Here is a 9,517-nt window from a genome sequence, read left to right as displayed (position 1 = left end):
GCTGCTTGACATCGAGCGCCACCGGATCGGCACGCGGCACAATGCGCACAACCGCACTGTTGACGCGCGGCGGGGGATCAAAGCTTTGCGGCGGCACAAACAGCACGTTTTCCATGGCGTAACGCCATTGCAGCATCACGCTGAGCCGGCCATAGTCGCTGGTCGACGGCGCGGCCACCATGCGGTCAATCACTTCCTTTTGCAACATGAAGTGCTGGTCTTCAATGACGTCCACGGCGTCCAGCAGATGAAACAGGATGGGCGTGGAGATGTTGTAGGGCAGGTTACCCACGACCCTGATTTTGGGCGCCCCGCCGCCGATGTCCTCGGCCAAATGGACAAAATCCACCCGCAGCACGTCAGACTCGACCACGGTGAGCTTGGGGTGCTGGCGCAACTGCTGCGCCAGGTCGCGGTCCAGCTCAATCACCGTCAGGTGGCCCAGCCGCTCGACCAGCGGCTGCGTCAGCGCCGCCAGGCCGGGCCCGATTTCCACCATGGCCTGGCCAGCCTGGGGCGCAATCGCATCGACGATGCCTGCAATGATGAGGCGGTCGGTCAGGAAATGCTGGCCAAAGCGCTTGCGCGGGATATGTTTCACTGGGGGGGTTCCCGGAACTCCACATAGGCGCGGCCGCGGACGTCCTGAACCCAGGTGGCATAGGCTTCCTGCTGCTTTTTCTCGCGCAGCACGTTGCGCGCGATGTCGCGCTGCTCGCGCGCCGAGAGCTGCGTTTCACGCCGCTCCAGCACCTGCAGCAGGTGCACGCCAAAGCGCGACACCAGCGGATCGGAGACCTGGTTGGGCGACAGACCGTTCATGACCGTTTCGAACTCGGGCACAAACATGCCCGGATTGGCCCAGCCCAGATCACCGCCGTCCTTGGCCGAGCCGTCTTCACTGCTTTCGCGCGCCAATGCGGCAAAGTCGGCCTGGCCGGCCAGGATGCGTTTTTTAAAGCCGGCCAATTTCTCGATGGCGGCGGCTTCGCTCAACTGGGGCGTGGGCCGCAGCAGGATGTGGCGCGCACGGGTCTGCGTGATGGCGGCGTCCGGCATGCCCGCCTGCCTTTTTTCGACCACCTTCAGGATGTGAAAGCCGGCCGCGCTGCGCACCGGACCGGCCAGCCCGCCCGCGCGCAGGGACTGCGTCGCCTCGACAAACAGCGGCGGATAACGGTCTGCCGTGCGCAGACCCATCTGACCGCCATTGCTGCGCGACGGCGCACTGGAAAATTCGTTGGCCAGCGCCGTGAAATCGGCACCGGATCGGGCACGCTCCAGCACCTGCTGGGCTTTGGCCTGCAGCGCTGCGACCTGGGCGGGCGTGGCATTTTCAGGCACCGCCACCAGGATTTCGGCCAGGTTCAGGGCCAGCGCGGACAGATCGGCAGCGGGCCCGGTGCTGCCCTGCTGGTCACGCAAAAACTGGTCGATGTCCTGCTCGCTCACCGTCACCCGCGACTCGACTTCGCGCTGGCGCAGGCGGGTCACCAGCAGCTCGTCACGCAGTTCCGAGCGAAACTGCTTGTAGTCAATGCCGTCGATTTTCAGCCGGCGGCGCAACTCGTCCACCGTGATCTGGTTTTGGCGCGCAATGGACTCCACGGCAGCATCGACCGCGCTCTCGTCGACACGCAGACCTGATGCGCGCGCCATCTGCAGCTGCGCCTTGTCACTGATCATGCGTTCGAGCAGCTGCGGCACCAGTTCGCCGCGGGGCGGCACAGCCGTGCCTTGCTGGAGCAGTTGCTGCTCGGTGCGCAGCAGCTTGGTGCGCAGTTCGTTGTTGGTAATCGGCTCGGAATTGACCACTGCGACGATGAAATCAGCCGGGCGTTGCACGGCCGCGCCCGCGCTGGCGGCAGGGACCGCGCGCTGCAAGCTGCCCGAAGGCCGCAGGCCCTGGGCCTGCGCGCCCATCAGGGGCAGCGCCAGCACGAGCGCCAGTGCAGCAGCCCGTGGCCGGGACGGCAAAAATCCGGTAGCAAAGCGTTGGTTAGTCATAAGTGGTAAAGCGGCTGGGCGCGCTGATGGTGTCACGCAGGTTTTGATAACGCGGAACATTGGTTTTGAGGATTTCCAGGGGGCTGGCGCCGACGCGGGAGAAGCCGACCATTTCAAGCTGGAACAAAATACGGGTGTTGGAGGTGGTGATGCTGTTTTGCGAGCGTTGAAGCACCACGCGGCCAATCCAGCAGCAGCCATCATATTCAATGCCAATCACCGCATCCACCAGTTTCTTGTCCAGCACGCTGTAGTTCAGGCGCCCCACGCTGTAGTAGCGCCCGCCGCCCTGGCCCTGGCCCGCGCCCAGATCGCGGCCTTTGTCGCCCCACAGGTCATTGATGGGCCACTGCCAGCCCACGTCGATTTGCTTGCTGTCGCTGATGGCGCGCTGGCGCCGGAACGCGGCACTGATGACGCGGTAGTTGCTGGGGTTGTAGCGCACACCGACCGAAGCGCGCTCGGACTGCCGGGTTTTGGGGTTGTATTGCACCGTGCTGTCAAACGACCACTGCGGCACCCAGTTGACCGACGCGCCGGCCAGCAAGTCGCTGATGCGGTCGGTCACGGGCAGCCCGCCGGGCAGGGTCACCTTCTGGTCTTCAAAGCGCAGCCGCTGGGCCACGCCCACGCGCACCGCTTCGGCGCCGGTGGCGGGGTCCAGCAAGCGCGAGGTCAGGCCCAGCGTAAGCAGGTTGGCGTCTGAAATCCGGTCATTGCCGACAAAGGCGTTCTCGGTGAACACGGTCGCGAAATTGAAGCTGTTGGCGCCCGAGTCGTAGTTGGGCAGGCCGCTCTGGTCGCGGTAAGGCGTGCGCACATAAAACGCGCGCGGCTCCAGCGTCTGGGTCAGCTCGCGGCCCAGCAAGCTGGCATCGCGTTCAAACTGCAGCCCGCTGTCCAGGCTGAAGGTGGGAACGACGCGCGAGGCCGAGGTCGCGCCCATCATGGACCCGCTCGCCAGCGGCGCGTCCAGCTGGTAGCTGGTGGCGTGCAACTGCACCTTGGGGGTGATAAACCCGGCCGGCCAGAGCCACGGCCGGCTCAGTTGGGCCCGGGTGAACGCCCGGCTGCCGTTGGGCTGCCTGGTCAGGTTCTGGTCGGCCGAAAAACGGGTGTAGTCGCCGGCCACCGACCAGTCAAAGCCGCCACCCAGCAAATCCAGCCCCGCCAGCGGCGCATCGACGCGGGTGTAGGCGGCGGTGAGCTGGGGCAGGCGGTCATAGGGCGGAATGATGGGCGAGTTCACATCCTGCAGGGTTTGCCACTTCAGGGTGCGGGCCGTGGTGGTAAAGAAACCGCGGCCCCAGGACAAGGTCGCATCCTGCGGCAGCAGGCGCGGGGTGACCGAGCCGCTGGCGATCGGAAAATCACGCCAATAGTCGTTGTCGCTGACGCGGTTCAGATTGAGGGCCAGCCCCAGGTTGCCCACAGCGGGCAGCCCGCTGTTGATGACGCCGGCGTGCTGCAAGGCATAAGACCAGCGGTCGCGGTCGCGCAGCTGGTCCGAGGGCATCACGCTGGCGCGCAGCTGGCCCTTGTAGCCCGGCTCCAGGTAACGGAACTCGCCGGCCAGGTCGATGCCGCGCTTGCTCATGATGGCGGGTGAAAACGTCGCGTCGCGGTTGGGCGCAATGTCAAAGTAGTAAGGCTGGCGGACTGAAAAGCCGTCGACCGAACTCAGGTTGAGCGTCGGCGGCAGCAGGCCCGATTTGCGCTTGTCGCTGAGCGGAAAGCTCACCACGGGAAACGCCAGAATCGGCACGTTCTTGAAGCGCACCACCGCCCCGGTGGCGATACCGACGTCCTTGTCCAGGTCAAACTTGATACTTTTGGCGCGCAGCACCCAGGCCGGCTCCCACGTGGCTTCGTTGCCCCTTTCGCAGGTGGTGTAGCTCACGCGCTGCGCCGTCAGGTGCTTGTCGTCAATGAAATCGACGCGCTCGGCCTGGCCATTGCCGCCATTTTTCAGAAAACGGTAGCTCGGCGTGGTGAAAAAACCCTCAAAGCGGTCCAGCTGGATCTCCAGCTCGGGGCCTTCAAAGCGGTTGCCAGCGCGGTTGATGCGCACATTGCCACGGCTTTTGAGCAGATCGTCGGGCTGGTAATACTCGATACGGTCCGCGCGCAGGGAAGTCGCGCCGCGGCGCAGCTCGGCATTGCCTTCAATCACGGTCTCCAGGTCGGGGCGCCCCGACAGCCTGTCGCCAAACACAAACGTGGGGCCGGTGTTCTCGGGCGCGCTGGAGACTTCCTCGGCCAGCATGGGCGTGCTTTTAAGCGTGGCCGGGCTTGGCACCTCGGCCGTTTCCGCCGACACCTGGGCCTGCACCGGTCCGGCGCAGGCCAGCCCCAGCGCGGCAGAAAACGCCAGCCCCAAGACCGCGCGGGCGACCGGCGAGAGAATAAAAGGCGAGCGGGATGCGTGGCGCATCATTTATGTGAGATAAACCCGTTGGTAAAAGCAGGCCCGATTATCCATGACCCTCCATTTCCCCCGCACCCTGCCTTGCCAGCGCATGGCAGCAACCCCCGCAAGAGCTCAAGAATCATGACCGCATCCCCTATTGCCTGGGCCGACCCGGCGCGCGCCAGCGCCTTTCACCAGTGGCTGACGGCCCTGGCCCCGCAGCACGCCTTGCTGCCGGGCAGCGTCAGGCTGGCCTCTGCCGATGCCAGCTTTCGCCGTTATTTCAGGGTCGATGCCGCCCCGCCAGCCGGTTCAAACAGTTACATCATCATGGACGCGCCGCCCGCGCAGGAAGACTGCGCGCCTTTCGTCCAGGTCGCGGCGCTGATGCACGAAGCCGGGCTGAAGGCGCCGCAGGTGCTGGCCTGGGACCAGGCGCTGGGCTTCATGCTGCTGAGCGACCTGGGCAGCCAGACCCTGCTCGATGTGATTGCGCCGCCGGCTGACGTGGCGGCCATTGCCCAGCCCGGCGCCGGGCATGTCGAACTCTACATGGACGCGGTGGACGCGCTGGTGCGCTGGCAGCTCGCCTCCCGGCCCGGCGTGCTGCCGCCCTACGACGACGCGCTGCTGTCGCGCGAACTGGCGCTGTTCCCCGAGTGGTATGTGGGCCGGCACCGCGGCTTTGCGCTGGACACCGGGCTGCAGGACAAGCTCGACGGAATGTTCGCGCAGATCAAAGCCAGCAACCTGCAGTCGCTGGGCGGCGCCCGCGTCTACGTTCACCGCGACTTCATGCCCAGGAATTTGATGGTGTCCAGCACCGGCGAGCTGGGGGTGCTGGACTTCCAGGACGCGGTCTATGGCCCGATCAGCTACGACATCGCCAGCCTGATGCGCGACGCGTTTTTGAGCTGGGAAGAAGATTTCGTGCTCGACATCACCGTGCGCTACTGGCAAAAAGCGCGCAAGGCCGGGCTGCCGGTGGGCGATGACTTTGGCGAGTTTTACCGCGCCGTCGAGTGGATGGGCCTGCAGCGCCACCTCAAGGTGCTGGGCATTTTTGCGCGCCTCACGCTACGCGACGGCAAGCCCAAATACCTGGCCGACACGCCGCGCTTCATCAAATACGCCCGCAACACCGCCGCCCGCTACCGGCAGCTCGGGCCGCTGATGGTGCTGCTCGACGAGATTGAAGGCAACGAAACCCGCGTGGGCTACACGTTTTGATGCCAAATACGATGTCAAATACGCCTCCAGCCCAATCAGGACGGGCACAAGCAGCTATTAATTTAGTAGTTCTTCCAGCGCCCCAGCGGACGGCCTGCGCATGAGCGCCCGTTTTTACGCCGACATCGCACTCGTGCCCGGCACCTCGCTGAGCCTGCCCGAACAGACCGCGCGCCATGTTCAGGTCTTGCGCCTGCAGCCGGGCGGGCGCATCACCCTGTTCAACGGCCAGGGCAACGGCCAGCCCGGCAGCGAAGGCGAATTCGAGGCCACCGTCGAACGCATGGGCCGTAGCGACGTGGATGTCGTCATTGGCGCCTACACCGCCACCGCGCGCGAAGCGGGCCGCGCCATTCATCTGGCCGCCGTCATGCCCGCCAACGACCGCATGGACTGGCTGATCGAAAAAGCCACCGAGCTGGGCGCCGCCAGCATCCAGCCGCTGATGAGCGAGCGCAGCGTGCTGCGCCTCAAGGGCGAGCGCGCCGACAAGAAACTGGCGCACTGGCGCGCCGCCGCCGCCGCCGCCTGCGAGCAGTGCGGACGCAACCGGGTGCCGCTGATTCACGAGGTCGCCACGCTCGCCGACTGGCTCAAAACCAATGCCAAGGCCGACAGCGCCGGCACGCGGCTGCTGCTGTCGCTGCAGCCCGGCACGCGCCCGCTGGCCCAGGCTGTGGCCGGCAGCGGGGCGCAGGCCGCCTTCACATTTCTGAGCGGCCCCGAAGGCGGACTGAGCCCCGCCGAAGAAGCCGCCGCCCTCGCCTGCGGCTTTGCGCCCGTGACGCTGGGCCCGCGCGTGCTGCGCGCCGAAACTGCGCCGCTGGCCTGCCTGGCGCTGCTGACACTGGCCGCAGACACCAGCAGCGCATGAACCGCAACCTCTGGCTGCTGGCGCTTTGCCAGGGGCTTTTCCTCACCAACAACGTCACCTTCATCGCCATCAACGGCCTGGTCGGCCTGAACCTGGCGCCGCTGGGCTGGATGGCGACCCTGCCGGTCATGGGCTATGTGGTCGGCGGTGCGCTGTCGACCGGGCTGGTGGCGCAGACGCAGCGCCGCTTTGGCCGCAAGGCCTCGTTCCAGCTCGGGCTGCTGGTGGCGGCGCTATCGGCCCTGCTCTGCTGCTATGCGGCGTACAGCAAAAACTTCTGGCTGCTGGTGGCGGCCACGGTGGTGGCGGGTTATTACAACGCCAATGCGCAGCTCTACCGCTTTGCCGCCGCCGAGCTGGCGCTACCCGCGTTTCGCGAAAAAGCCATTTCGCTGGTGATGGCCGGCGGCCTGATCGGCGCGGTGGCCGGGCCCAATCTGGCGGCCGGCACGCGCAGCCTGACCGACGTGCCGTTTGCCGGCGCCTACCTGGCGCTGGCCGGCGTGGCGCTGCTGGCCATGGGCTTGCTGACCTGTATTCAATTTCCGCCCGCGCCGGCCCAAACCACCGCCAGCGCTGGGGGCCGGCCACTTGGCGAGATCATGCGCCAGCCGGTTTTCATCGTCGCGGCGGCGGCTGGCGCGCTGGGTTACGGCGTGATGAACCTGCTGATGGCGGCCACGCCGATTGCCATGCAGACCTGCGGCCTGCCGTTTTCAGACGTGGCCTGGGTGCTGGAGTGGCATGTGATCGGCATGTTTGCGCCCGGCTTTTTTACCGGCCACCTGATCAAGCGCTTTGGCACCCTGCCCATCATGGCGGCCGGACTGGCGCTGAATGTGGCATGCGTGCTGATCGCGCTGTCGGGCGTCGAGTTCAAGCAGTTTCTGGTGGCGCTGTTTTTGCTCGGACTGGGCTGGAATTTCCTGTTCACCGGCGCCACCACGCTGGCACTGACCGCCTACCGGCCCGAAGAAAAAGACAAGGCCCAGGGCGCGCTCAATTTTTGCGTGTTTGCGGTGCTGGCGGTGTCGTCGCTGGCTTCGGGCGTGCTGGTCACCACCCAGGGCTGGGCGCTGCTGAACCTGGGCTCGCTGCTGCCGCTGGGGTTGACCGCGCTGGCGCTGGCGTGGCTGGCGCTGGGCCAGCGCCAAAAGCGCTGAGCGGTCCGGGCCAGCCCGGTTTTTGCTATTTATTTAGTAGCTTCTTGCACCCGAAAGCATTGGGCTACAGGGCTTTTTTATTAAAATTCTCTCAGCCCGGCACGCTGGCCATCACATGCGCAACGGCCGCCGTCAGCTTCTTGGCATACGGCACATGCAAAAACTCGTTCGGGCCGTGCGCGTTGCTCTTGGGGCCGAGCACGCCGCAGACCATCATCTGCGCCTTCGGAAAGCCCTGGCTCAGCATGCTCATCAGCGGAATCGTGCCGCCCTGGCCAATCGTGCCGCAAGGCGCGCCGAAGAAGCTTTGCGATGCGTCGTTGAGGGCGTTTTCAAACCACGGCACCGTGCCGGGCGCGTTCCAGCCGGTAGCGCCGCCGTTGCTTTCAAAAGTGACTTTGGCCTGGTAGGGCGCGTTGTCTTCAAGCAGGGTCTTGAGCTCCCGCACCGCCATGCTGGCGTCAATCAAGGGCGGCAGGCGCAGCGACAGCTTGAAGGCGGTGTAGGGGCGCAGCACATTGCCCGCGTCCTTGAGCGCCGGAAAACCATCGGCGCCGGTCACGCTCAGGGTCGGCCGCCAGGTGCGGTTGAGCAGCGCCTCGACCGGGTCGGTGGTGGTGGGCAGCGCAAAGGCGGTGGCGCCTTCGCAGTCGTAATGCGCCCACGGAAAACGCTTGTAGATCTCGTCGCCCAGGATTTTGGCCGTGGCCTCGGCCTGCAGCAGCCGGTCGGCCGGCACTTCGCAGTGAAAGCTTTGCGGCAGCAGCCGCCCGGTCTTGCTGTCTTCGAGCCGGTCGAGCAAATGGCGCATGATGCGAAAGCTCGACGGCACCAGGCCGCTGGCGTCGCCCGAATGCACGCCTTCGGTGAGGATTTCCACTTTCAGCACGCCGGCCGCGTTGCCGCGCAGGCTGGTGGTCAGCCAGAGCTGGTCGTAGTTGCCGGCGCCCGAATCGAGGCAGACCACCAGCGCCACCTCGCCGAGCCGCGTTTTGAGGGTGTTGACGTAAGGCAACAGGTCGTAGGAGCCGCTTTCCTCGCAGGTTTCAATCAGGCCGACGATGCGCGGATGCGGGATGTTCTGCGCTTTTAGCGCCTGTACGGCGGCGATGCTGGCATACACCGCATAGCCGTCATCGGCGCCGCCCCGGCCGTAGAGCTTGCCGTCCTCGTATTTCGGCGTCCACGGGCCCAGGTCGCTGCGCCAGCCGGTGAACTCGGGCTGCTTGTCGAGGTGGCCGTACATCAGCACGGTTTGCGTGGAGCCGGCGCGGGTGGCCGGGATTTCAAAAAACAGCACCGGCGTGCGCCCTTCGAGCCGCACGATCTCGAGCTTGAGGCCTTCTACCTTTTGCGCTTCTACCCAGGCCGCCGCGTTGCGCACGACCGTGTCGATATAGCCGTGCTGGGCCCAATCGCTGTCAAAGGTCGGCGATTTGGCCGGAATCGCGATGTAGCCGGTGAGTTGCCGGACGATGTCATCGTCCCACTGCGTCGTGACCTGGGAAAGCGCCTGGGCGGCGTTGAGGATGCTGGCGGGAATTTCGCGGTGCAAATTTTGCAATGGGGCGTTCATGGCGGGGACTCCGAAGTGGCAAGTCAGCGGGAAGCTGCGAACCCGCTACTTTACGCCGCTAACCAGCAACGCGCCGACCGGCTCCCTGCCTGTGAAGCCAGTCGCCTGCCAGGCGTGGCAGCCGCGCTATTACGGCCATTGAAGTCGTCCCAAGCCTTCAGGCTGCCAGCGCCTGATGCCAAACTCGCGTTATTCGATGTCTCCCAAAGACTGTAGGAGCCGCTCGGGGCGCCCAAATAACCAATCGGCACCCCGGT

At 65.6% G+C, this 9,517-nt stretch carries 7 protein-coding genes; 3 read left to right on the top strand and 4 right to left on the bottom strand.

Going from position 1 to position 9,517, the window contains the following annotated elements; translation table 11 throughout:
- The 3 genes from rsmA to Q8K05_RS09305 form a co-directional block, all read right to left on the bottom strand.
- On the bottom strand, positions 1-601 hold a 601-nt coding region (gene rsmA / locus Q8K05_RS09315), incomplete at its 3' end, for a 16S rRNA (adenine(1518)-N(6)/adenine(1519)-N(6))-dimethyltransferase RsmA (RefSeq protein WP_305246350.1).
- Positions 598-2,007 (bottom strand): peptidylprolyl isomerase, encoded by a 1,410-nt coding sequence (locus Q8K05_RS09310; RefSeq protein WP_305246349.1) that lies wholly within the window; start codon positions 2,005-2,007, stop codon positions 598-600. The genes Q8K05_RS09310 and rsmA, both read right to left, overlap by 4 nt.
- On the bottom strand, positions 2,000-4,441 hold the full coding sequence (locus Q8K05_RS09305) for an LPS-assembly protein LptD (protein ID WP_305246353.1): 2,442 nt from the start codon (positions 4,439-4,441) through the stop codon (positions 2,000-2,002). The genes Q8K05_RS09310 and Q8K05_RS09305 overlap by 8 nt, the downstream gene beginning before the upstream one ends.
- 117 nt (positions 4,442-4,558) lie before the next feature.
- On the opposite strand from Q8K05_RS09305, the gene Q8K05_RS09300 reads away from it, so the two are divergent.
- The 3 genes from Q8K05_RS09300 to Q8K05_RS09290 all read left to right on the top strand — a co-directional run bounded on the left by Q8K05_RS09300 (position 4,559) and on the right by Q8K05_RS09290 (position 7,684).
- Positions 4,559-5,647: an aminoglycoside phosphotransferase family protein gene (locus tag Q8K05_RS09300; protein WP_305246348.1), complete on the top strand. Its 1,089-nt coding sequence runs from the start codon at positions 4,559-4,561 to the stop codon at positions 5,645-5,647.
- Between the two features lie 100 nt (positions 5,648-5,747).
- Complete coding sequence (locus Q8K05_RS09295) at positions 5,748-6,521, top strand: 16S rRNA (uracil(1498)-N(3))-methyltransferase (protein ID WP_305246347.1); 774 nt, start codon at positions 5,748-5,750, stop codon at positions 6,519-6,521.
- Positions 6,518-7,684: an MFS transporter gene (locus Q8K05_RS09290; RefSeq protein ID WP_305246346.1), complete on the top strand. Its 1,167-nt coding sequence runs from the start codon at positions 6,518-6,520 to the stop codon at positions 7,682-7,684. Before Q8K05_RS09295 ends, Q8K05_RS09290 begins: the two co-directional genes overlap by 4 nt.
- A gap of 91 nt (positions 7,685-7,775) precedes the next feature.
- Here Q8K05_RS09290 and Q8K05_RS09285 read toward each other — a convergent pair whose 3' ends face one another.
- Complete coding sequence (locus Q8K05_RS09285; protein ID WP_305246345.1) at positions 7,776-9,260, bottom strand: M20 family metallopeptidase; 1,485 nt, start codon at positions 9,258-9,260, stop codon at positions 7,776-7,778.
- Positions 9,261-9,517 lie beyond the last annotated feature (257 nt).

The sequence above is a fragment of the Polaromonas sp. genome, assembly GCF_030682935.1.
Lineage (GTDB): Bacteria > Pseudomonadota > Gammaproteobacteria > Burkholderiales > Burkholderiaceae_C > Polaromonas.
This window is presented reverse-complemented; position numbering and strand designations above follow the sequence as displayed.

What these genes read in the sequence shown, in the direction of transcription:
- Q8K05_RS09295 (WP_305246347.1), top strand. Translation starts at nt 5,748, where the DNA reads ATGAGCGCCCGTTTTTACGCCGACATCGCACTCGTGCCCGGCACCTCG.
- Q8K05_RS09305 (WP_305246353.1), bottom strand. Translation starts at nt 4,441, where the DNA reads ATGCGCCACGCATCCCGCTCGCCTTTTATTCTCTCGCCGGTCGCCCGC.
- Q8K05_RS09290 (WP_305246346.1), top strand. Translation starts at nt 6,518, where the DNA reads ATGAACCGCAACCTCTGGCTGCTGGCGCTTTGCCAGGGGCTTTTCCTC.
- Q8K05_RS09285 (WP_305246345.1), bottom strand. Translation starts at nt 9,260, where the DNA reads ATGAACGCCCCATTGCAAAATTTGCACCGCGAAATTCCCGCCAGCATC.
- Q8K05_RS09310 (WP_305246349.1), bottom strand. Translation starts at nt 2,007, where the DNA reads ATGACTAACCAACGCTTTGCTACCGGATTTTTGCCGTCCCGGCCACGG.
- Q8K05_RS09300 (WP_305246348.1), top strand. Translation starts at nt 4,559, where the DNA reads ATGACCGCATCCCCTATTGCCTGGGCCGACCCGGCGCGCGCCAGCGCC.